Annotated in this window: 16 protein-coding genes, 1 tRNA gene and 2 pseudogenes; 11 read left to right on the forward strand and 8 right to left on the reverse strand. The window is 46.9% G+C overall.

Annotated features, from left to right (window positions below):
- A pseudogene (locus tag QUB16_RS25775) lies at positions 1-624 on the reverse strand (photosystem II D2 protein (photosystem q(a) protein)); the annotation flags it as partial.
- Positions 625-710: 86 nt separating this feature from the next.
- Complete coding sequence (locus QUB16_RS25780; RefSeq protein WP_333320540.1) at positions 711-941, reverse strand: hypothetical protein; 231 nt, start codon at positions 939-941, stop codon at positions 711-713.
- Between the two features lie 483 nt (positions 942-1,424).
- Here QUB16_RS25780 and QUB16_RS25785 point away from each other — a divergent pair, with 483 nt between their 5' ends.
- From QUB16_RS25785 to QUB16_RS25820, 8 genes are all read left to right on the forward strand, one after another.
- Positions 1,425-2,795 carry a transposase gene (locus tag QUB16_RS25785; protein WP_333320542.1) on the forward strand — a complete coding sequence of 457 codons (1,371 nt, stop codon included), beginning with the start codon at positions 1,425-1,427 and terminating at the stop codon, positions 2,793-2,795.
- A 131-nt stretch (positions 2,796-2,926) separates the two neighbouring features.
- On the forward strand, positions 2,927-3,493 hold the full coding sequence (locus tag QUB16_RS25790) for a photosystem I assembly protein Ycf4 (protein ID WP_333320544.1): 567 nt from the start codon (positions 2,927-2,929) through the stop codon (positions 3,491-3,493).
- A gap of 316 nt (positions 3,494-3,809) precedes the next feature.
- Complete coding sequence (locus QUB16_RS25795) at positions 3,810-4,601, forward strand: peptidylprolyl isomerase (RefSeq protein WP_445251168.1); 792 nt, start codon at positions 3,810-3,812, stop codon at positions 4,599-4,601.
- 216 nt (positions 4,602-4,817) lie between these two features.
- Positions 4,818-5,990 carry a beta-ketoacyl-ACP synthase gene (locus QUB16_RS25800; protein ID WP_333320548.1) on the forward strand — a complete coding sequence of 391 codons (1,173 nt, stop codon included), beginning with the start codon at positions 4,818-4,820 and terminating at the stop codon, positions 5,988-5,990.
- Between the two features lie 568 nt (positions 5,991-6,558).
- Positions 6,559-7,668 (forward strand): ATP-binding protein, encoded by a 1,110-nt coding sequence (locus tag QUB16_RS25805; protein ID WP_333320549.1) that lies wholly within the window; start codon positions 6,559-6,561, stop codon positions 7,666-7,668.
- 182 nt (positions 7,669-7,850) lie between these two features.
- A complete protein-coding gene (mutL, locus tag QUB16_RS25810; RefSeq protein WP_333320551.1) occupies positions 7,851-9,728 on the forward strand; it encodes a DNA mismatch repair endonuclease MutL in 1,878 nt (625 codons plus the stop codon).
- A 402-nt stretch (positions 9,729-10,130) separates the two neighbouring features.
- Entirely contained in the window at positions 10,131-10,955 is an 825-nt protein-coding gene (locus tag QUB16_RS25815; RefSeq protein ID WP_333320553.1) for a transglutaminase family protein, read from the forward strand.
- Positions 10,956-11,301: 346 nt separating this feature from the next.
- Positions 11,302-11,988 carry an alpha/beta hydrolase gene (locus QUB16_RS25820; protein WP_333320555.1) on the forward strand — a complete coding sequence of 229 codons (687 nt, stop codon included), beginning with the start codon at positions 11,302-11,304 and terminating at the stop codon, positions 11,986-11,988.
- Between the two features lie 290 nt (positions 11,989-12,278).
- On the opposite strand, the gene QUB16_RS25825 is transcribed toward QUB16_RS25820, so the two are convergent.
- Positions 12,279-12,743, reverse strand: a complete 465-nt coding sequence (locus QUB16_RS25825; RefSeq protein WP_333139165.1) for an SRPBCC family protein — start codon at positions 12,741-12,743, stop codon at positions 12,279-12,281.
- A 148-nt stretch (positions 12,744-12,891) separates the two neighbouring features.
- Between QUB16_RS25825 and QUB16_RS25830 the strand changes: the two genes are divergently transcribed.
- Both QUB16_RS25830 and QUB16_RS25835 read left to right on the forward strand, forming a co-directional pair.
- Entirely contained in the window at positions 12,892-14,091 is a 1,200-nt protein-coding gene (locus QUB16_RS25830; RefSeq protein ID WP_333320557.1) for a transposase, read from the forward strand.
- A gap of 101 nt (positions 14,092-14,192) precedes the next feature.
- Entirely contained in the window at positions 14,193-15,869 is a 1,677-nt protein-coding gene (locus QUB16_RS25835) for a mechanosensitive ion channel (protein WP_333320559.1), read from the forward strand.
- A gap of 419 nt (positions 15,870-16,288) precedes the next feature.
- Here the strand turns inward: QUB16_RS25835 and QUB16_RS25840 are convergent.
- The 3 genes and pseudogenes from QUB16_RS25840 to QUB16_RS25850 all read right to left on the reverse strand — a co-directional run.
- Positions 16,289-16,555 (reverse strand): annotated as a pseudogene (locus QUB16_RS25840) (transposase); the annotation flags it as partial.
- A gap of 42 nt (positions 16,556-16,597) precedes the next feature.
- Positions 16,598-18,508: an ABC transporter ATP-binding protein gene (locus tag QUB16_RS25845; protein WP_333320561.1), complete on the reverse strand. Its 1,911-nt coding sequence runs from the start codon at positions 18,506-18,508 to the stop codon at positions 16,598-16,600.
- Between the two features lie 508 nt (positions 18,509-19,016).
- Positions 19,017-20,234, reverse strand: a complete 1,218-nt coding sequence (locus QUB16_RS25850) for an RNA-guided endonuclease TnpB family protein (protein ID WP_333320563.1) — start codon at positions 20,232-20,234, stop codon at positions 19,017-19,019.
- Between the two features lie 404 nt (positions 20,235-20,638).
- On the opposite strand from QUB16_RS25850, the gene QUB16_RS25855 reads away from it, so the two are divergent.
- Positions 20,639-21,043: a hypothetical protein gene (locus tag QUB16_RS25855; protein ID WP_333282538.1), complete on the forward strand. Its 405-nt coding sequence runs from the start codon at positions 20,639-20,641 to the stop codon at positions 21,041-21,043.
- Positions 21,044-21,421: 378 nt separating this feature from the next.
- Here the strand turns inward: QUB16_RS25855 and QUB16_RS25860 are convergent.
- Together QUB16_RS25860 and QUB16_RS25865 are read right to left on the reverse strand one after the other, a co-directional pair.
- Positions 21,422-21,495 (reverse strand) — tRNA-Pro (locus tag QUB16_RS25860).
- A gap of 37 nt (positions 21,496-21,532) precedes the next feature.
- A complete protein-coding gene (locus QUB16_RS25865) occupies positions 21,533-21,901 on the reverse strand; it encodes a DUF1818 family protein (RefSeq protein WP_333320564.1) in 369 nt (122 codons plus the stop codon).
- Positions 21,902-21,942 lie beyond the last annotated feature (41 nt).

Consider the following 21,942-nt stretch of genomic DNA (forward strand, 5'->3'; position numbering starts at 1 on the left):
CGCACCGCCCAAGATGCCTGCAACGCCCATCATGTGGAAGGGGTTGAGCGTCCAGTTGTGGAAGCCTTGCAGGAATAACAAAAAGCGGAAAATTGCTGCGACGCCGAAACTGGGGGCGAAGAACCAGCCTGATTGACCCAAGGGGTAAAGCAGGAACACCGAAACAAACACGGCGATGGGGCCGGTGAATGCTAGGGCGTTGTAGGGACGGATGCCGACTAAACGGGCGATTTCAATCTGACGCAGGCAAAAGCCGATCAGTGCGAAGGCGCCGTGGAGGGCTACGAATGTCCACAGCCCACCGAGTTGGAACCAGCGGGTGAAGTCCCACTGTGCTTCGGGGCCCCACAGGAACAGCAGGGAGTGTCCGAGGCTGTTGGCTGGGGTGGAGACTGCTACGGTGAGGAAGTTGGCTCCTTCGAGGTAGGAGCTTGCCAAACCGTGGGTGTACCAGGATGTGACGAAGGTGGTGCCTGTTAACCAGCCACCGATGGCTAGGTAGGCGCAGGGGAATAGCAGGATGCCAGACCAGCCTACGAAGACGAAGCGATCGCGTTTGAGCCAGTCGTCGAGTACATCAAAGATGCCTCTTTCGTTCTGGGCGCGTCCGACTGCGATTGTCATTGGGGTAAAATCCTTTTGCTTGTTAAAAGACCAAGGTTTCTAATTAAAGTTAACATAACTATATATTAGAAGTTCATAAATTTCAACTAGAACAGCAGGGTTCCCCCACTAGAGGCGTACTCGATGAAAGCGTGGTTGAGAGGAATGCCATCTTGGTTGACGATGCTCAGCAACAATCCAACTGACCCTTCGTCGCCAAGCGGCGAGGTGGCGGTGGTTGAGGAGCAAAACTTAAGTGCCCAATAGTTTCCCAAACTTATCCACAGTTGATCGCTGAGAGAAAGTTCTATGTGGAAAGTGGCAGAGTTCGCACGCATTAGTAGGAGTCCTCATGTTCTACGTTACGACGCCTTTGAAAGTGAAGGCAAGTTAATTCCTGACAGAACACTCTTGAACCAGCGCATTTACTCAGAAAGTCAGTTTACAAAAATTCGTCATACTTAACTTGACTGATTAAAATTTTGGGCAGTATGATTACACCAATGCCTACAAAAGGCTTAATTATCTGGTTTGTAAACCGAGCGTGCAAGTCAAAACTGACCAGCCTGTCACAAGGTCGAACGGGAGCCCGCGTTTCGTTAAATTGGTTGAAAATAGTGGATGACTCATGGCTAAAAGCTTCAACCAAAATTAATTCAATTAGGGTGGGCTACACCCGAATTAACGCCTGTGGACAAGTTGCGAGCCGGCTCCCTTGGGTGAAGCAGGAAACAGACCCTTCAGGAGTCATTCTGATTGAATGGTGAGGCTTAAATAAGTTTAGCCAAGTTTTGTGTAGCAGACGAACAAACACTCTGCGCTTGCACTCAAATCCTTCACAGGGTAAGATTATCCTCTTATCTGTTGAAGAAGTTGTGAGCCAAGTAATTACCGCCAAACTCAAATTAAACCTGACTGCCGAGCAAAAAATCTCGGTAGCTCAGGTTTCTTTGGCCTATCGGGATGCGCTGAACTACGCATCCCAAGTGGCATTTGATAACGGTAAATCTGGCAACGGAGCTAAACTACAAAAGTTGGTCTACTCGGAGCTACGGGCATTATTTGGGCTTGGTTCCCAGATGGCGTGTAACGTGCCAAGACAAGTGGCTGCGACTTTTAAGACGCTGTGGACTAAAGCCAAGCAGAATAGCGAGGCGCTTAAAGCTGGGTATACCAAGCGGCGGTACAAGGGACTCGATCGAGCTCCCAAATACACCTCGCGGACTTGTACGCTTAATTACCAGCGCGACTACTCCTTTACAAAGGATCGACGGGTCAGTATTAACACCCTGGGTGGTCGAATTGTTGTTCCGTTTGATGGCTACAACAAGCACATCGATCTGATGCGAGCGTCCAAGAAGATCGGTGCTGCTAAAATTGTCTACCAGAAATCCTCGAAGACTTACTATCTAATGGTGAGCTTGGAGGTGGAAACGCCTACTCTCGACCCACTGAACATCAGTAGAATTTCTGGTATAGATGTGGGAATGAGATACCTCGCAGTCGAAACAGACTTAGCTAATAAGTCGAGTTTCTATTCGGGCAAGGCGGCTAGACATCGAGCCAACCGTTATCAAAAAGCCAGACAATCTCTACAGCGAAAAGACACCCGTTCGGCGAAGCGAAGATTAATCGCTTTGTCGGGACGGGAGAGACGGTTTATCGCTGATGTGAACCACCAGATTGCGAGTAAAATCGCCAAGCCTAACAGCCTGATTGGACTAGAAGATCTGACCGGAATACGCGATCGAACTAAATCTAAATCGGGCAAACGGGCAAGCAAGAAACAACGGAAAGCTAACAGGAACGTGGCTCAATGGTCGTTTGCCGAATTGCATGGCTATATCGATTACAAGGCTGTGCTGGTTGGCTCGTTAGCTACTAAAGTTCCAGCACATTACACCTCGCAAAGTTGCCCTAAATGTGGGCATACCTCAAAGGCTAATCGACCGAACAAGGGGCTGATTTTCCGCTGTGAATGCTGTGGGCATCAACTTCATGCAGATCTGGTTGGGGCGCGAAATATCGCACTTAGAACGTTGCTCGTCCGGCAAGCCTGGATGAGTACCGGGGTCTTGTCAGCACTCCCTCATGTATCGAGCCGTGAAGCCAAAGCTGAAATCCTTTCGAGGTTTTCGGAATTGAGGTGGAGTTCAGATACAAGCCCCCATCTCCGGCGGTACTCCGCTTGATGGCGGGTAGTTGACCATAATTAGCAGGAGTTGATACACAATCCCGATCGGTCGATCGCGATCGCCTCAGCGAAGCGTCACGCTCGGTGGACTAATTGAATTAAAATTTGGCTTTAAGGCTGTTTAGTTTTATGACTGCAAAAACAACGACCTCGACCGATCCTGTCCTGCGCTACCAGGTTGTGGGCTCCCGCCGCTTCAGCAATTTCTGGTGGGGGACGATTGTCAGCATTGGAGGGACTGGTTTCCTGCTGTCGGGCCTTTCCAGCTACTTGCACGTGAACCTGCTGCCTTTTGCTGACCCGACTCAGCTTGTTTTCATCCCCCAAGGCATTGCGATGAGTTTCTACGGTGTCTGCGGCGTGCTGTTGGCCCTCTACCTGTGGCTGACTATTCTCTGGGATGTCGGTGGCGGTTACAACGAGTTCGATCGACAAACTGGTAACATTCGGATCTTTCGCTGGGGTTTTCCCGGCAAAAACCGCAAAGTTGATTTTAATTGCAAGACATCGGAGGTGCAATCTGTGCGGGTGGACATTAAAGAAGGTCTCAATCCCCGCCGCAGTATTTATCTTAAGCTCAAAGACCGCCGTCAGTTTCCCTTGACTAGAGTCGGACAGCCGATTGCTTTGTCTGAAGTGGAAAATCAAGCGGCCGAATTGGCTCGATTTTTGCAAGTTCCCCTAGAAGGACTTTAGGGATTTTCGATTTGCGATTTGATATCTGAGATTGGTAATGTCTCGTAGGGTGCGCCTGGCCGCGCACCTTACCTACCTGGTAAGTGAAAAAGATCGATCGGCGAGTAAGCCCGTTACCAATTTTTGAATCTATCAATTAACAATACTTCCGACAGTTTTTGATTGCCAACCGTAGAATAAGGTTTTCAAGGATCTGCGGCAAGTTCGCTATCCAAGGAAAATCGCTGGTTTTAGACTACGAACTAAAAACAGTTCGGACTATTGAATTAAAATCTTTAGTTGCCAAGTCCGTAATTGACTCAAAGTGAAAATACAAATGCAAATGCAAATCAAAATTCAGCGGTGGTTGTTCTCACTTTTAATAATTGGCGCGTTGTTTGTCGGAGGATGCAGTAGTTCTCCTGTGGCAAACTCGACTCCGACATCGAATCCGGCGTCGGGTGAAAATATTTCTTTGTCTCAGTCTCCGTCTCCTTCTCCTGCTGCTGTAGCGGCGAGTTCGCAATTTAGCAATTTGCCACGATTGGAAGGAAAAGCAACGGTGGTGATGACGGTTAAAGGTTCTCCAATTACGATCGAACTCGACGGCACAAATGCCCCAATTACTGCGGGCAATTTTGTCGATTTGGTTCAGAAAGGTGTCTACGACGGGCTGGTATTTCACAGAGTCGTGCGGGAACCTCAGCCTTTTGTAGTTCAAGGCGGCGACCCCCAGGGTAAAGACCCAAAATTCCCTACAGCGCGACTGGGAACTGGTGGTTTTATTGACCCGAAAACTACTGTAGAACGCAGGATTCCTCTGGAAATTAAAGCTAAAGGTGCTGCCAATCCGACTTACAGCGCGACGCTACAAGAAGCTGGGGTTAAGGAGAAACCCGTGTTGGTGCACAGTCGCGGGGCTGTTGCTATGGCTCGATCGCAGAGTCCTGATTCGGCTTCTTCTCAGTTTTACTTTACTTTGACCGATGTGCCGTTTTTGGACGGTAGCTATGCGGTTTTTGGGTACGTCAAGCAAGGCATGGATGTGATTGATAAGATTCAAGCGGGCGATCGCATTGAGAAGGCTACTGTTACTCAGGGTTTGGAAAATTTTAAGCCGGCTAGCTGAAGGTAGTCAACCAATTTTGGATTGGGGATTTTAGATTTGGGATTTTAGATTTTAGATTATCCCCGCGGGATCGATCCGATGGCTTGTAAATTCGGGATTTGAGATCAGGGAATTGGATTTTAGATTTTAGATTATCCCTTTTTAATCCAAAATCTAAAATCCTCGGCCCTGATTCTTCTTTTAATCCAAAATCTAAAATCTAAAATCGGCTTAGCTATGGATGTTGTTGTTACTGGAATTGGTCTTGTTTCGGCTTTAGGGACTCTGGAAACAAGCTGGAAAAGACTGCTGTCTGGAGAATCGGGAATCGCTCGGCATCAACCTTTTTTAGAACTTGAACGGCGACCTTTGGCTTTAATTGGCAAAAAACCTGCCTATTTAATAACTTTAATTCGGCAGGTTTTAGCAGATGCTTTGCAAGATGCTAATTTGACTTTGCCTTTGCCTGATTGCGGAATTGCGATCGGTTCTAGCCGAGGTTTTCAGGCAAATTTGGAACTGTTGGCGAGGGAAGGAAGAGGGAAGAGGGAAGAGGGAAGAGAATTCCCAATTCCCAATACCCAATTCCCAATTCCCAATTCTCAATTTGTGAATTTTTTGCCTCACATGGGGGCGATCGCAGCGGCGAGGGCAATTGGCTCAATGGGGCCGGTGCTGGCGCCGATGGCTGCTTGTGCGACGGGCCTACAGTCGATCGCCCGTGCTGTTGATTTAATCCGCACTGGTGAGTGTCAGCGGGCGATCGCAGGTGCTGTGGAAGCGCCTATCACACCGCTTACTCTGGCTGGATTTAGCCGGATGGGTGCTTTGGCAAACAATGGGTGCTATCCCTTTGATGAAAATCGGGAAGGCTTTGTGCTCGGTGAAGGCGGGGCTTTATTTGTATTAGAATCGGCCGAGTTGGCAAGCCGCCGTGGTGCTAAAATTTACGGTCGAGTTTCCGGTTTTGGCTTGACAAATGATGCGTGTCATGCTAATGCGCCGGAGCAGGGGGGGAAAAGTGCGATCGCGGCGGTAAATCAATGTTTGAAACGCAGCAATTTAGCGGCGATTGATATAGATTTTATTCATGCTCACGGTACTGCAACTGAGTTAAACGACCGACACGAAGCACTGTTAATTGAGAAGTTATTTCACCCAGGAGTTGCTGTTAGTTCGACTAAGGGGGCGACGGGTCATACTTTGGGATCTTCGGGAGCTTTGGGCGTGGCTTTTTGTTTGATGAGTATTAAATATGAGATGTTGCCGCCTTGCGCGGGAATGAAAAAACCGGGGTTTGAATTAGACTTTGTTCGCTGTGCGCGATCGGCTATTGTCAGAAATGCGGTTTGTTTAAGTTTTGGCTTTGGCGGGCAGAATGCTGCGATCGTTTTATCGGGCGATCGTTAATTTTTGTAAACTCGGTCGATCGGCATTTAAATTACACGATCTCTCTACAGTTAAAATCTTCTGAGGTGGCCGGAGAACCCCCCCACATCCAATTTAAATCTCAAAAATAGTACAATACTTATGTATTTTAGTCAATTAACTGAGAATTTTGGTGAGATTGCTGGTGCTGCTATGCTAGTCTGGCTCTCCATCCCGACGCTAATCCTTGCGTCAAAGCCTCGGAGGCTAGAAAAGAGAGCCAGATTAAAGCAGTATTGTATTTTAGTGAACACACCTGACGGTCAACTGAGTACAGTTAGACCGCAGGCTTCTTTTTCCTTTTTTTTCTCAGGCTTTTTATAGTGAGGTAGTTCCACCCCCACTTGCTAATATAGTATCAGAGTATTTCCCGATCGTATTGGGGTATAAAAGAAATAATTGTCGGTTTCCGTACCTACACCCGACGCTTCTTTCCATCACGCGGGCGTAATTTATTCGGGGTACTTCGCGCAGCGCTCTGATTAATCCCCTCTAAATATACCGAGGGACTTCCCGGCTGGTAGTTAAATTAAGTCTCAGGTATTTTCACATGGATCTGGCCTCTCATCGATTTATGTCTTATTTTGAACCAGAGCAAGCTGCTCACCTTTGCCAAATAGCTGTTTTGGAGAGTTTTGCTGAGGAAACGCTGGTTTTTGAAGAAGGAGAAACAGCGGATTTTTTATATCTAGTTTTAGAAGGTAAAGTCGAGTTTAGCAAGCGGATTGAAAATCATAAATATCAAACTGTTGCTGTCGCTAACCCAGACGATTATTTTGGCGAACTCGGAGTTTTAGACGGAGAGCCTCGCAGTGCTAGAGCTGTGGCAGTTACCGGCTCGACTTTGGCCAAAATAGACCGTGAAAAACTAATAACAACTCTCCACTTTGCTAAAGGCAGTTCGGTACTGCAAATGTTTAGTTTCATTACTAAAAATTTACGGGATACCACGGATCAATATGTTAGCCAGTTGGTACACAAACAAAAAATGGTATTGGTAGGAGAAATGGTGAGTACAATTATTCACGATTTCAAAAGTCCTTTTACCGGAATTAAACTCTCCAGTGAAGTGCTCAAAGAAATGCACCCGGATGAGGAAACTCAGGAGTGGTGCGAACTTATTCAATTGCAGGTTCAGCGAATGTTGGGGATGGCTGAAGAAGTGTTAGAATTTTCGCGGGGCAATTCTGTATTAAATAAAAAACCAGTTAATCTAATTCAGACGTTGCAGCAGTTTCAAAAGTTGAACCGAGTTTATTTTGAAGCAGCAAAAGTAGATTTGGTAGTACGGGTGACAGAAGTGATAGTGGAAGCGGATGAAAATAAGATTTTGCGCGTTTTACAAAATTTAGTTGGGAATGCTGTTGAGGCTTTTGGGGGACGAGGGGGGCGGGTGGAGATTGCTGCGTCGCAAAGTGAGGAGTGGGCAGAAATTAGCATTTACGATAACGGCCCGGGCATTCCGCAGGCAATTAAGGAAAAGTTATTTGAACCGTTTGTGACTTATGGTAAACGGACTGGTACAGGGTTGGGAACGGCAATTGTTAAGTCGATGGTTGAGGCTCACAAAGGGCAAATCACTTATGAGTCCGAGGACGGAAAAGGGACAACTTTTTACATCCGCTTGCCGAAAACCCAGGCTTTAGCAGATCAAATTTAAGTAGGTTGGAAGATATATACTTAGGACTTTCTCACTAAGCCTCAGAGACTTGGTTGATAAGTAGATATCTTGTTATCAAACAATATTTTTCTAATAAACCGGGTTTAAGAGCCTAAGTCCTAATACTGTGTAGCGACTTGCAGAATAAAGTAGAATTGAATTAACGAAATGCTAAAAATCTGATGCCAGTTACTATTCAAACCTTACCCACAGAAGTTATCAATTTAATTGCCGCCGGCGAAGTGATTGACTCGATCGCCTCCGCGGTACGAGAATTAGTTGAAAATTCTCTGGATGCTGGCGCAACTCGCATCGTTGTTTCTGTCTGGCCCGAACAGTGGCGGGTGCAAGTTGCAGATAATGGTACAGGAATGGATCTGGAAAATTTGCGGCAGGCGGCTTCGCCTCACAGTACGAGCAAAATTACCACGGAAGCTGACCTTTACAAAATTGATACTTTGGGATTTCGTGGGGAAGCTTTGCATAGTTTAGCTCAGTTGGGCTGTTTGGAGGTTTTGAGCCGATCGAATGATTTGGGATTGGGGGATTTTTCGGAAAATCCAGAGTCGGCGTCAAACCCCGCCAAATCATCCTTTAACAAGGGGGGAATGGAAAATGCTCGATCGGGCTGGCGGGTGGTTTACAATAACGCAGGCGTTGCTGTGGAGCTGGAAACAGCGGCGATCGCTCCTGGTACGGTGGTGACTGTTGATAATTTGTTTGGCAATTGGCCTGTGCGCCGCAGTTTTTTGTCGCCGGCACAGCAAATGCGATCGATCCAATTAACCCTTCAGCAAATTGCTATTTGTCACCCGCACGTTAATTGGCAGTTGCGTCAAGGAACTACGCCTTGTTTGCACGTAACTCCTGGTAGCACAGCGGAACAACTTTTACCTCAATTCGTGCGCGGTGTGCGATCGAGCGATTTGCAGTATTTAAAGTTAGATTTGCCGGCGAGTCCTCAAAATCAGAAAGCAGCAAATTTCTTGGTAGAAACTCAACTTGTGGGCGCTAGAGTTAAACACAATTACCAATTCCCAGTTGCGACTTCCAAATTCCAAATGCCCAATTCCCAGTTTTTGGAATTAGTAATTGGTTTGCCCGATCGCTGTCACCGCAGGCGGCCGGATTGGGTGAAAGTTGGGGTAAATCGGCGTGTTGTGCGATCGCCCGAATTAGAGCAAACTATTCTCAGCGCCTTTGCGCGCACTTGTCCGCGCGATCGCTATCCGGTGTGTTTTGTCCACCTGCAAATCTCCCCTTCGGAAATCGACTGGAACCGCCACCCGGCTAAGGTGGAAATTTATCTGCACGATCCGAGTTTTTGGCAAGCACAAGTTAGCGCGGCAATTGCTCGTGCTTTGCACCTGAACGATGAAGTTTTGCCTGCTGCCCCAATTCCCGATCGAGTGGGAAAATTGCTGAAGGCATCGGAACAAAAAAGTGCTTACAGTGTCGGGATTTCGGCTAGGCAGAATGATGAAGGCGGCGAACAGGAAAAAGCTCATAAAATAGGATTGATGGAATTGAGGGCGATCGCTCAAGTTCACAATACTTACATTGTTGCAGAACATTCCAGCGGAATGTGGTTGGTGGAACAACACATCGCTCACGAGCGCGTTTTGTACGAGCAATTGTGCGCGGCTTGGCAGCTAAAATGTCTAGAAAAACCAGTAATTCTCAGTCAATTATCTGCACTGCAAATTGAGAATTTATCCCGCTTGGGTTTGGAAGTAGAAACATTTGGGGAACAGCTATGGGCTGCCCGCGAAGTTCCTGAATTGTTAGCCGATCGAGATGACTGTGCGGATGCGCTTTTTGAACTCAGTAAAGTCGCAGATTTACAAGCTGCTCAAGTTGCGACTGCTTGCCGTAGCGCTATGCGAAACGGTACTCCTTTGAGTCTTTCCCAAATGCAAAACTTGTTGGATGAATGGCAGCAAACTCGTAATCCGCGCACTTGTCCTCACGGCCGCCCCATCTATTTTGCTTTGGAAGAATCGACTCTGGCTCGGATTTTTCGCCGCAGTTGGGTGATTGGTAAAAGTCACGGGATTTGAAAGTTGATTTGACATCCGAGGGCGTTCACCTCAATCTGGCTCGATCGCCAAAAATATCGTGAAGCTTTATTAAAAATAGGGGCTGATTTAGATGAAACAACTTAGAATATATTAAAATTTAAATAATGCAGTGTTTTTAATATCTTTTGGGCAACAGGCTTTCCGGCCTGTTCCACAAGAAAAAATGCCTGTCTTACCATAAAAGATTTAATTACACTACAAAAAGCTGCAACAGGCAAGATGCCTGTTCTACAAGAAAAAGTATCTCTTTTACCATAAAAAAGGTTAATTATACTACAAAAAATGCCGATTTACCAGAATAATCTTTGTTGTGGAACAGGCCGGAAAGCCTGTTCATGATATTAGTCCAATAAGTACATTAAAAATAAATCAATAATAAATATGGATTTTCCGATCGCCCGACAACTATTTTATCGAGAAATAAATCAGCCGGATGGCTCGATCGACCTGGCGAAAGCTGCCCTTTACATGGCTTTGGAAGAATACCCAAATTTAGAGCCAGAGGAGTATCTCAACGCTCTCGACACGATCGCCGATGAAGTGCGCGATCGCCGGCCGGCACAGAATTATCCGCTGCGGATTATTCAAACTATTAACGGCTATTTATACGGGGAGTTGCAGTTTGCGGGCAATGATGCTGATTATTACGACCCCCGCAATAGCTTTTTGAATGAAGTGATCGATCGGCGTACTGGCATTCCCATCTCTTTATCTTTGGTTTATTTGGAGGTTGCTAAGCGCATTGATTTTCCGATGGTGGGAATTGGGATGCCAGGACATTTTTTAATTAGACCGGATTTTGAAGATGCTGGTATTTTTGTTGATGCGTTTAACGGCGGCGAGATATTATTTCCTGAAGATTGTCAAGCCAGACTTTCTCAAATTTACGGTCAACCTATGGAGTTGCAACCGGCTTTTCTCGCCCCGGTAAGTCGCCGACATTTGTTAGGGCGAATGCTGGGAAATCTGAAGGCGATTTACTTGCAACAGGGAGATGCTTTGAGGGTACTCTTGGCGATAGAACGGATTTTGCTGCTGTTTCCCGAGGCGCTGGGGGAACGGCGCGATCGCGGAATTCTCTATTATCAACTGGGACGCTTGGTGGAAGCGCGCCACGATTTGGAACTATACCTGAGAAATGCTCCTAATGCTCCTGATGCTGCTAGAATTCGCCAATTGGTCGAGCGGCTCGATCGGGATCTGTGAACTTAAATTTGGTATATGTCGCACAGCACACTATAAGACATAAAAGTGAGACTCAATAAACTGCTGACCGACGACCAAATTTCGCTTTTATAATTTTTGCAAAGGTATCTAAAATTGTCAAACAGCTAATTATAACATATTAATTCTCAATTAATACCTATCTTTTGATAGGTTAAATTTGCTTGACATGACTGTAAAATCATAGGTCATTTACCGAACTTCCGAGTCCACTTTCCCGACTGATACCCGCACTGATACCCGCACTGATACCCGCACTGATACCTGCACTGATACCCGCACAGACGAGCGATCGAAAAAGTATTTTGATGTAAAGAGGCACAAACTCATGAACTTTAAGTTTCAACAAGGTTATCTCAACGGAATGCAACCGCTGTCAGCTAATTTAACCAAAAGAATGTCAAAGTCTTTATCATTTGGTTTGGCGCTTTTGTTGGGAACAAGTGCAGTATTCCTAAGCAGCGGCAAAGCCTTGGCATTAGATAATGTTACCGTAAAATACGGTGCTGTTGACGTAACATTACCGATGAGCGACTTACAAAGCTTTGCACAAACCGGCAAAGCATCATCTCAACTGCAAAGCGTTCTGAGTCTTGCGAAACAAACTCCCGAGTCGGTGCGCGAAATATTAACGCGAGAAGTGCCTTTAGATTCCCAATTAGTAGCGCGGCTGGCAAATACTTATTTTGGGGACATTGTGTTTAAACAATTGGGCGAGGTTGCTTATACGCCGGCCACTCGTCTTCAAAGCGCCCCCGCACTGCGCGATGCTTTAGTCGCAGCTTCCAAAGATGGCAAAATATCGCTGATTGAAGTGATGCAAAATTACAGCCCTGCTGTCTTAGAAGTTGACGGCAATCAAGCTATGGCTATCTACGAGCGAGTGATTAAAGACGTGCAAGATTTGCAAGCTTTGTATCAGAATTCCCCGGCTTTGCAAAATACCGCCGGCCAAGCGGTGAACTCGGCCAGACAAATGATTTGTCAGCCCAGTCCATCAGGAAGTGCGAAATAAATAACTGAAGTTGGAGGGAATTGGGAATTGGGAATTGGGAATTGGGAATTGGTGCTTTTTTTCCTATTAGCTCTAGCTTTCAGCTATTACCAATTACTCATGACCAATTACCAATTATTAGGCTACGCGAGGGTAAAAGTTTCCCAGGGAGCATCTCATATTTGCAAAAACACTTCTTTCTTCTTCCTTCTGACTCTTTTCTCCTGGCTCCTGACTCCTGACTCCTAATTCCAATTTCGAGCTTTGCTGCTTTCATTGAGATGCTCCCGTTTCCCATTACCCATTATCCATTACCCCTTACCCATTCTTTGAGATAGTTGCTCGGCTACCCGCTTGAGTCGGCGGAGTTGGTCTTTCATATCTTTTTCCGTCCAAGGGGCGGCAAAGCGATTGAAACCAAATCTAATTAAACGATTGGGAATTTGAAATTCAAAGCGGTTAATCAAGAGAGTTCCTTGGATTTGCGGCTGGCATTCCCAACGATCGCATCCTTTGAAAAATCCGTCAAACCCCCAAACAATTAAACCTGGTTGTCGCTCCAACACAACACTCTCTAAAGAGGGTTGCAAAACGGGAATTTTTATGATAAATAAGCTGCGACTTCCTACAGCAGTATCCCATTCGCCCTGGGGATCGCAGCGTAGCAGGGGATTGAGCCACTTGTGCATTAAAGTACGATCGACTATACAGCGCTCCACCAGAGTAGCAGCCGCCTGAATTTCAATGGATTGCTCGAAAACTTGACGAATTGACATGAGAACCTGCAACAACGAGGGTATTACAAAACTTTGCTTACTTTAATAGTCCTTTATTTACTTGTAACGTCAATTTTTCCAGAAATTAAAAGATTGACACACTCATAAATACAGTGTATCATCTTCAAATAAAGTATATATACTGATTATGGAGTTAGTCGAAAGGCACATCATTAAACCAAATCATAGGTTTTATCGAGAAGCCGATCGACTGTCTTGGCTGTGCAAAAATCTTTACAAGAGCGCTAACTACATCTACCGTCAAAACTTTTTCGCCAGCCAACAAACAAATGCTCAGGCTGTCGATCGCACCCTCAAAACAAGTCCTGATTACAAAGCACTGCCCGCAAAGGTAGCACAAAGCACGATCGGCTTAGTCCTCAAAGCATCGACTAGCTACTATCTGGCGGTGCGAAACTATCAGGAAGACCCAACTAAATTTAAAGTCGCCCCGAAAATCCCTCATTACAAAGGTTCAAAAGAGCGAAAAAGAGGGGACGGGCGCTATGTAGTTGTATTTAATTGTCAAGCAGTCAGCAAAAAAGCCTTAAAAAAAGGATATGCTCGTCCATCGGGGACTAATATTTGGTTGCCATCAAAAGTCACCTCGATTCTGGAAATCCGGATTGTTCCCAAAGTAGGTTGTTATGTTGTCGAGGTACTCTATGAAAAGTTAGAACAGCTTTTACAAGTTAATCAGACAGTAGCTGCCATAGATTTAGGATTAAACAATCTGGCAACATTAACCTACAATGTTCCTGGGTTAGTACCGACAATCTTGGAGGGACGGGCTGTTAAGTCAACAAACCAATACTGCAATCAAGTTTCATCGGCATTGAAATCATTGCTGCCAGCAGCGCAAAAAAACAGTAAAAAACTTGCCCCATTGTGGCACAAGCCTCACTGTAAAGTGGATTACTACCTCCACACGACGAGTTCCGCAATTATTAAAGAACTCGTTAATCATCAAAGGGGCTTGCTAGCGATAGGCTGGAACCATGATTTTCAAGATGGGATTAATACTGGTAAGGTTAATAATCAAAATTTTGCCTGTATTCCCCATCGCCGAGTCGTGCAAATGTTGCAGTACAAAGGACAACTTGCGGGAATTAAAGTTGTGTTAGTTGAGGAGAGTTACACATCCAAATGTTCAGCTTGGGATTGGGAACCAATTCAACAACATTCCGACTACATTGGCAGTAGGGTAAAAAGAGGATTGTTCAGAACCCAAACTGGACGCTTCATAAATGCCGATGTCAACGGTTATTTGAATATTGGCCCAAAAGCCGTCGGAGATGAGTTGATCCCAAATTCGCTAGAGGGTTTTGTAGTTAACCCAGTACATTAAAAGTGTACAAACATTAAATTTAGGCGATGTCTAGATTTTTTGGAACTATTATTAAAGTTTCGTCTTCTCCTTGTCAAATGTGACGTTAACCTGAGAAAAAAATGAATGAAACTTGGCAAGAAATAACTAGACCCATATCGGGCTCAATAGCGGGTTTGTCCGATCGCCTTTTGGCACAGGCCCAGCCCGCAAATCCGCTGGCACAGGCCGAACGCGGAATTAACAATCTCTTTCAGGGCTCAAACATTGAAAATCTCCTCTGGGCCGTCGGTATCCTGCTAGTTGGCTTGATAGTATCAGCCGTCGTCTCATCTATAGTCGGGGGATTGCTCAAGAAGACGACGATCGACAATCGGCTGGCTGCTTGGATTACCGGCCGCCCGGAAGGAGCTGAAACCCCGCAAGTGGAAAAATGGATTTCCACAGCGGTGTTCTGGATCATTTTTATCTTTTTCCTAATTGCCTTTTTCGATCGCCTGAATCTAACGGCTGTCTCGCAACCGCTCAATACTTTTCTCAATCAAATTACCGGTTTCTTGCCGAAGTTAGCCGGCGCGCTAATTTGGTTGGGGATTGCTTGGGTGTTGGCGACAGTCGCCAAAATGGCCGTATCGCGCGTGATGCGGACTTTTAGCGTAGACGAGCGCTTGAATCAGGAGGTGGGCGCAGCGCCCACTGAGCGCCCTTTGCTGCTGAGCGATACTGTGGCGAATGCGCTGTACTGGTTCATTTTTCTGCTGTTTTTGCCACTGATTCTCGACTCACTGGAAATGCAGCAGGCTCTGCTGCCGGTTAATAATTTACTCAACCAAATTCTGGCGGCAATTCCGAAAATTCTGGAAGCTGTGCTGATTGGGTTTGTGGGCTGGCTACTGGCTATGGTGGTGCGGCGGATTGTCACGAATCTGTTGGCTGCTGCTGGGGCGGACGGTTTGGGCGCTCGGTTTGGAATTTCGCGGACTTCTGGCGGACAATCGCTGTCGTGGATTGCCGGGACGATCGTCTATGTTTTGATTTTGATTCCAACGGCGATCGCAGCTCTCAACGCTTTGGAAATTCAAGCGATTTCGCAGCCTGCAGTCGCGATGCTCAACGACATTTTGGGCGCGGTTCCCAAAATCTTCACGGCAGCACTGATTCTGGCGCTTGCTTACCTTTTGGGGCGCTGGGTAGGCGATTTGGTTACTAATATCCTGACCGGAATTGGCTTTAACAATGTCTTTTCTTGGTTGGGGGTGCAGCCACCGAAACAGTCGCTGAGGCTACCGCCAAGTTCGATCGATCCGGAGGCAACGATTCTTCAGGAACCGGAACTTCCGGCTCGCACGCCTTCTGAGTTGGTCGGCATTGTGGTGCAGGTGGGCATCATGCTGTTTGCAGTGGTGGCGGCTACCGACGTGCTGCAAATTCCAGCGCTGACGGCGATTGTTAGCGGTATTGTCCTCGTTGCAGGTAGGGTGCTGGCCGGTTTGGTGGTATTTGCGATCGGCTTGTATTTGGCGAATCTGGCGTTTAGTTTGATTGCCAGTTCTGGAACTCGTCAAGCGCGGCTTTTGGGCCAAACGGCTCGGATTGCGATTATTGCCTTTGTTTCGGCCTTGGCGCTGCAACAGATGGGCATTGGCAGCGATATTGTGAATTTGGCTTTCGGGCTGCTGCTTGGGGCGATCGCAGTTGGTATTGCTCTAGCTTTTGGTTTGGGCGGGCGCGAGATTGCGGCCGACCAAATTCGCGAATTGTTAGCGTCGTTTAAACAAGATAAGACGCCACGTTTGTAATTCTATAAAATGGCGTTTGTCAAGTACAAACGCCATTTTTTTTATGATTAATTTCATTGTGAGGGTCGCGAAGCGATCGCAAAGCCTTGGAATTTGAGGATACAGCTATAGACTGTTCGGAAGCAGAGATTGATTCTTGTTTCGGGGCCGATGCCTCTAATGGGGGCTTGCTGAATAAGCGATCGCAACTCAATAACAAGAGCGATCGATATATTCAACCAACCTTAAATATGAGGGAGCATCTCATCTTTGTAAAAACACTTCTTCTGGCTCCTTCCTTCTTCCTTCTGACTCTTTTCTCCTGGCTCCTGACTCCTGAGTCCTAACTCCAATTTCTAGCTGGGCTGCAAAAGTGAGATGCTCCCAAATATGAGTTTTTCCTGCTTCAATTTTAGTAAAACATAACTGTAGATTATGTTCTACCAAAAAACAGGCATTGTTTTCCCCGAACGGCATAAAAACAAACAAAAAACCCGGCGCCACCCGGTAGAAAGTTTCATTACTAAAAAAGTAATCGCAATGGCTGGAGAGCGAGGTATTTTCAAGTTTTGCCCTGACCAAATTCCGATCGAATCTTCGTTTACGCAAGCCCCAAATTTGCCCTCAATTGCATTTCTAATCCTCTCATCAGATGCGGCTTGCTTCTTTTTTTCTTTACTCACCTTAAAGATTTTGCAGGGGCTCCCATTTCGATCGGGGAAGTTTTCAGCATATTCTGCTTCAAACTCTTACTGTATGCAGGGTTGATCGCTAAACCCTATTGATTGTACTGGGTCGTAGCCAAACATTCGGTAATAGAACCCCTGCTGGGTAAGGAGTTCGGCGTGAGTACCAGATTCAACAATCTCGCCCGACTGCATCACAAAAATCCGATCGCAGTCTACCGCAGTTGTGAGTCGGTGCGTGACCAAGATGATGGTTCTCTTGCGGCGCAGACGTTGCAGAGTCTCTATTACCCACTGCTCGTGCTTCAAGTCCAGCGCATTCGTGGGTTCATCGAGGATGAGTATGGGAGCCTTAGTGACGATCGCCCGCGCGATAGCTAGCCGCTGTCGCTGTCCCCCCGATAGGTTTTGACCGCCCTCAGCGATCGAGGTATCATACTGCTCCGGCAAGGTTTCGATGAACTCGGCTGCCCCAGATTCAACCGCCGCCTCCCGGATATCGGAGAGCCTCGCATCCGGGCGACCGTAGGCGATATTTTCGGCGATCGTTCCGGGGAAAAGCGGGCTGCCTTGCGAGACGAGCGCCATGTGTTTGCGGACATCGGCAATCTTAAGGGTGCGGAGGTCAAAGCCGTCGAGAAGGACGCTGCCCGATGTTGGGTCGTAGAAGCGCGGCAAAAGATTGAGCAGCGTGCTCTTTCCCGTCCCGCTAGGGCCCAAAAACGCCACCATCTGACCGGGCTCGATACTAGCGCTGATGTTCCGTAAAACGGGTTGCCCGGAGTTGTACTCAAAGCTCACATCGGCAAATGCTAGCGTGCGGGGATAGACGGGAAGCGATTGCGCGTCAGGCGCGTCTTGTATGGCGGGCGGCTCGTCAATGACCGTAAAGACGCGATCGCATGAAGCTACAAATGTCTGGATCTTGGTCGTGAACCCCAACACCCAACCTATCGGGTCCCAGAACTGCCCCAGGTACGCCATGAATACGAGCAGATCGCCGATGGTCACGCCGCCGGACACCGGACGTAAGAACTGGTCGCGATAAACTAGGTATCCGCCGTAGCCTAAGATTACCCCGCTTCCCAGGGCAAAGACTACCTGAACCGCTAGCGGATAGAGGTTTTCTTGCCAATTGAGCCGCATGGAAGCCTTGACGCTGCGTTCGACCGCCTGCCCGAAGCGCCGCGACTCCGTTGCTTCTCGACCGAAGGACTGGATTAGCCCGATCGACTCTATAGCTTGCTGCATGGTTGAGGTCATCACCGCATCGGTCTGCTTCGACTCCAATGCTCGACTCCTAATTCTTCCCTCGAAGTACCAATTCGCCAGTATTAGAAGCGGAGTGAACGAAAGTGCAAACACGGTAAGAAGGACGTGGCGCGACAGCATGATCCAGATCATCGCCGTCAGCGTCACCGATGCGGCAGTGGAACCAATGAGCGTATCGATTACCCCCCAAGGGCCGAGACTGTCGTAGCTCAACCGATAGATTGCGTCACCCTGGGATCTGGAGCCGTGCCAACCGAGACTCAGCGCTTGTAGTTTGTCGTAGAGTTCGGTACGAACGCGCAAGGTTCCGTTGTACTGGATGCGGTAGTTCAACATCCTACGGAGCATGAAGACGGTATCACTCAGGATTCTGATAATCATCGCTACGAACGCCATTCCGAAAATTCGGTTCAGCGTGCCTTCACCGAACGGGGCAAGAAACAGCGTATGAATCCAGTTGGATTTCGGAGTTGGTGACAAAACCGTATCGACTAGAATCGCGATCGGCCAGGCGTTGAGAAGGTTGAAAAGCACCGATGCTCCAATTAAAAGCAAGAGCGTGACGATGAGCCATAAGTCTTGGCGGAAGTAGGAAATAGAGCGCAGGACGATCCGCACCAACCAATGTTGGTTAATTAACGGCATCACCAATTTTGGTGAGTTCTTCTGGCTCTTCAAACGTGCTTTGAATTGAAAATTCATGGATGTGCTGGATGCCTCTAAGTAAGACAATGCACCAATTAGGAAGTTTCACCTCAGTCAGAGAAGCCAGAAATTAACTTTGGGTTTTCACCCCTGTTGTCAAGCAGGGCAGATGGAATGTGAGATTATTCGACTGGTGCAAGATGTAAGGTAGAGTTTCGTTGTTTAAGGGTAGCTAAATAGAAAGCGAGCTCGCGTATGCTTCCTGGTGTGATGCGTAAGCGTTGCTTTCCCGAAAGCAGTCACAAAGTTGAAATAGTCTCAACTTTTAGTGCGGAACTTTCCCCAAGTGGTCGATCGCATCCAAGCAAAAACCCCATCAGTCGGGCAATACGGCATTAGCCATCGCCCAATAGATGACTACAATATTAGGAAAAACCTTCAGTAAATCCAAAGTTCTCTACGTTGCAAAGGAGCCGGCATCGTCAGTTGGTCGAAACTAACTGAAACCCGACGCAATTTAGGCTAGACTCGATTTTTAGCGATTGTCGATAAATTTGTTAGTGAACTACCTACACCAACCGCTACGCAGTATGGTGTGGGCTTCCAACTTCAACCGGAACAGCCGATAACACGGAAGATTCCTTCCAGCCTTTGGTCTTACATCCCGTCCATTGGCAGTAGCGCTAGTTCCTAACGCTAATACTCGCAAGCCTTCATCTCGAATGTTGATAGCCGCATTCACATCTCTGTCATGCTTTGTATTGCAACTGGAACAAGTCCAGCTACGCACTTCGAGAGACAGGCTACCCACTTGATTAAGGCAAACGTGACAAGTCTTACTCGATGAAAAAAAACGCCCAATTTCTAGGTAGGTTTTGCCGTCTCTTTCCGCCTTGTATTTCAGTTGTCTGGTGAACTCTGACCAACCGCAATCACTGATTGCTTTGGCTAAACAGTGATTCTTCACCATATTCTTGACTGCCAGATTCTCAACAACGATGACTTGGTTTTCGTTCACCAGTTTGCGAGAAAGTTTGTGCTGGAAGTCTTTACGAGAATTTGCAATTCTTTCATGCACCCGCGCTACGATGCGACGGGCTTTCTTTCGACGATTAGACCCCTTCTGCTTGCGAGATAGCTTCTGTTGCTTGCGCTTGAGGTTCTTAGCTCGTTTTTTCAAGGGCTTAGGGTTGTCAAACTTAGAGCCGTCAGACGTGATTGCAAAATGGGTAAGTCCGACATCGATACCAACCGCTTTTCCCTGTGAACTAATTTCAACATCAGGCAGTCCATCATCGAACAGCAGGGAAGCATAATACTTTCCCGCGTGATTCATGCTGACCGTGACGGTTTTAATTTTCCCTTCAAACTTGCGGTGAATCTTGGCAGAAACAACGCCTAGTTTACCGGGAAAGTTCAGATGACCATCATCCACAATCTGGACTTTTTGCGGGTACTGAATCGATTGTTTATCGTGCTTAGATTTGAATTTCGGAAATGATGCTCGTCCCTCAAAGAAGTTGATAAACGCTCTTGACAGGTTCAGGGAAACACTTTGCAGCACTTGACTGTAGGTTTCACCCAGCCATTCATATTCTTTCTTGAGTGCTGGTAAACGGCTGTTCATCCCAATCTGAGATAAGCCTTTACCCGTCTCTTTGTAGAGTTCGTTCGTTGCGTTCAGCGAATTATTCCAGTACCATCTTGCACAACCAAATGCTTGTAATAGCACTTGCTTCTGTTCGACGGTTGGATAAATTCTGACCTTGACAACGTTTTTCATGCTGTTATTTTAGCACAAATTCTATTTGTTGTAATTCCGTGTTGATATCTAAGAGATTGGATATTTCTTGCCTGTCCTGCTTGTTCTCTCTTTGGGGCGTCCCGACCACAAACTCTTCCCGGCAAAAAATATCCTTGGCTTTCATCCCGCCGCTAAGATGAGTACATCTATAGCGGGGGACTTCCCGCCGAGTCAGTTAACGTCCGAAAACTTTAAACTGGAAAACTCTCAGAAGTACATTTTGTTGAAGCTTTCCGTTTTGCGGGAGTGGATGCCTTAACCGGAACAACCACCGACCCCGAATTAGAAGCATTCAACCGCTCCTCATCCTCGAACAACGACGGACGGTAATCGTTGACACATATGCCCTTCTACGTAATAAGCTAACACACATAAAAACCGGTGTGCAAGCACCATTCGTTGTATCGCTCGCAACAACACCCACAGCATCACTAAGAGCGAAAATATCACCCACACCACCACCAGTGGAAGCTGCATTGCCCACGGCAACACCACCTCAGCCGGAAGCATCGGCACCCGAAACAGTTCCCATTCAATCAGAGGAGCCTAGCCTGATGAGCAAACTCCAAGCACCAGATAAAGAAGCGACGGTCAGGTTTACCGTGGATATGTCCGAAACTCTGCACCGTAAACTGTCGATGTTGACAGCAAAGACAAGGCGCAAGAAAGTGGATCAGAGTGCGGATGTTGTTAGAAGATGGGTTAAAAGAAGAGGCTTAGGGGTAAGGATTCTCTTGATATTATGCGATCGCTGTATTTGGAGGGTGGCGATCGCTTTTTCATGCTAGCGGGACTTATACCAACAAGTTTTAATCCTAACAAACCTTCAATTGGCTTTATATGCAGCTTGGACTGCTATATTTTGTTACAGCTAATCCACAAATCTATACGTAGCTGTAGGAAGTCGGCATCATAATTATTCAGAGATGTCAACTAAAATATTGTGAGTAACCATTTCGAGCGCCTCAAGATTAATGTTCAAAAATTACTTGTGACGGCAAAGTGGCTTGAAAACTTCTATATTTACTGAGCCTTTTGGCATATCGCAGATTTATCGCACTTTATGTCTGAGTATGTCAGATATTGTCACCCCTTATTGGGAATGACAATATGCTGCGAAATCTCCCAAAAATAATGGAATCCTTAGTGTATAAGGATTCCATCTATCGGAGCGGCGGGATTTGAACCCACGACCCCTACTACCCCAAAGTAGTGCGCTACCAAGCTGCGCTACGCCCCGACAGCTTTAACAGCTTAGCATAGAATTCCCAAAAAAGTCAAAAAACTTTTAAAACTTTTGCAGCCTGCACCAAACTCGGAACCGCAGCCGCCGGCCAACAACCCTCGCACCTCCTGCCAGCATTCAGGATCAACTGCACGCTGTAAGCTTCGGGATAGCCTTCCACCTGCACCCACAGCAAGTCGCTTTCGGCTTCAATGGCGATTTTTTCCTCGTCCATTAACTCAGAGGCCATTTGACTCATTGTGCCTGCTAATTGCCCCAACAATCGGCAAAAATCGTTCAACTCAGCCTCCGTGAGTTCGATCGCCCAACCGTCGCCAGCCACCAAACCCTGAAACTCCTGGGCCTCCGGGTTCCATCCCAAACGCCACCCAACACCCGTTTTAATTACACGTTCCACCATTGAGGGATTTTAGATTTTAGATTTTGGATTTTAGATTAGTA

This window comes from Microcoleus sp. D3_18a_C4, assembly GCF_036702415.1.
Lineage (GTDB): Bacteria > Cyanobacteriota > Cyanobacteriia > Cyanobacteriales > Microcoleaceae > Microcoleus.